The organism is Staphylococcus sp. GDY8P57P (assembly GCF_017892585.1).
Taxonomy (GTDB): domain Bacteria; phylum Bacillota; class Bacilli; order Staphylococcales; family Staphylococcaceae; genus Staphylococcus; species Staphylococcus borealis.
Genome location: NZ_JAESLK010000087.1, coordinates 1 through 1477, shown reverse-complemented (window position 1 = coordinate 1477; position 1477 = coordinate 1). Strand labels below are relative to the sequence as shown.

At 28.4% G+C, this 1477-nt stretch carries 2 protein-coding genes and 1 tRNA gene; 2 read left to right on the top strand and 1 reads right to left on the bottom strand.

All coding sequences use genetic code 11. The features are described 5' to 3' along the window. Nucleotides 1–201 precede the first annotated feature (201 nt). Nucleotides 202–293: transfer RNA gene (locus KA878_RS13635), tRNA-Lys, on the bottom strand. 116 nt (nt 294–409) lie between these two features. Between KA878_RS13635 and KA878_RS13630 the strand changes: the two genes are divergently transcribed. Both KA878_RS13630 and KA878_RS13625 read left to right on the top strand, forming a co-directional pair. Continuing rightward, nucleotides 410–892: a CHAP domain-containing protein gene (locus tag KA878_RS13630; RefSeq protein WP_210142213.1), complete on the top strand. Its 483-nt coding sequence runs from the start codon at nt 410–412 to the stop codon at nt 890–892. An 87-nt stretch (nt 893–979) separates the two neighbouring features. Further along, nucleotides 980–1477 (top strand): peptidoglycan bridge formation glycyltransferase FemA/FemB family protein (locus KA878_RS13625; protein WP_210142211.1); only part of this gene is annotated, 498 nt, incomplete at its 3' end.

The following is a 1477-nucleotide window of genomic DNA, read 5'->3' as shown; positions in this document are numbered from 1 at the left end:
ATTAATATAACACTAACAAAAGGCTTGGTCTATTCAGACTAAGCCTTTATTTTTATCAAAAAAGAAGAATCTTGTTTTTAACTTGCTTATAACACCTAAAATACATTAACTACAAAAATTAAAAAATAATAAACTAAACGAAAAAAACTAGAGGCCAAAGGCCTCTAGTTTTTTTCAAATACATAAATACTGGGTAGTATACGGAGGGAGAAGGATTTGAACCAACGCAAGCAAGAATGCTCCTAATTATCAAATAAAGATAACCCTCTTAAGCCAGACTTGAGTATCCCTCCATAAAAATAAATACTTAAAGAATATAACATAAAAGTCATAATAAGGAAATAGATTGAATATTGTAAAATATTGTTATATTCTTTAAGTGGGTTCTAATATTCAAGGAGAGAATATATTGAACATCAAAAAAATTGCAACATATACTGTTTTATCAACTTTAGTTTTAACAGGATTTACAAATATAGATACTGGAGTAAAAAACTTCACACAACATGAAGCAAAAGCTGCAGCTATCGATAAATATCCAAGACCAATCAAAACAGCACAACCTAATTATCATTGGAAAAATAATTGTACTTGGTATGTACATAATAAACGTAATCAAACAAAACGTTATTTACCATCAAGTTTTACTCATGCTAAAAATTGGTTATCAGAAGCCAAAAAAGCAGGTTTTAAAACAGGTAAAAAACCTTTAGCAGGAGCTATTTTACAAACTTCAAAAGGTGGTGGCGGACTAGGCCACGTAGCTTTTGTTGAAAAAGTAAATGCAAATGGTAGTATTAAAATATCAGAATACAATTATAATGTTAGTTTAGGTTATGGAACGAGAACATTAACTAAAGCACAAGCAGCAACATATAACTATATTTATTAATCCAAAAATAAAACAATATTAGAACCCGATACATGGATATAAATATTTATATCCATGTTATTTTAATCTATCTGAAAAGGTGAAATCATGCAATTTTTAAAACTTTCAAAAGAAGAATTCGATAAATTTACACAAGAAAATTTCTCACACTACACTCAAAGCCTCAATCATTTTGAATATCGAAATGAACATAAAAAAGACGTACACATTGTTGGAGTCAAAAACAATAATGGAAAAGTCATTGCTGCATCTTTACTTACAGAAGCACGTGCCTTAAGATTTTTTAAATATTTCTACTCACATAGAGGTCCTGTCATAGACTACAATAATAAAGAATTAGTGAACTTTTTCTTCAAAAATTTAACTAAATACCTAAAAAAACAAAACTGCTTATTTGTGTTAGTTGATCCATATATTGTTATTCAAAAACATACTGCTGATGGTAAAACTATAGAATCATATGAACATCAAAGTTTTAAAGCGATATTAGAATCTTTAGGATATAAACATCAAGGTTATTCAGTTGGTTATCAACCCATGAGTCAAATACGTTGGCTATCTGTTTTAGATTTAAAAGATAAATCA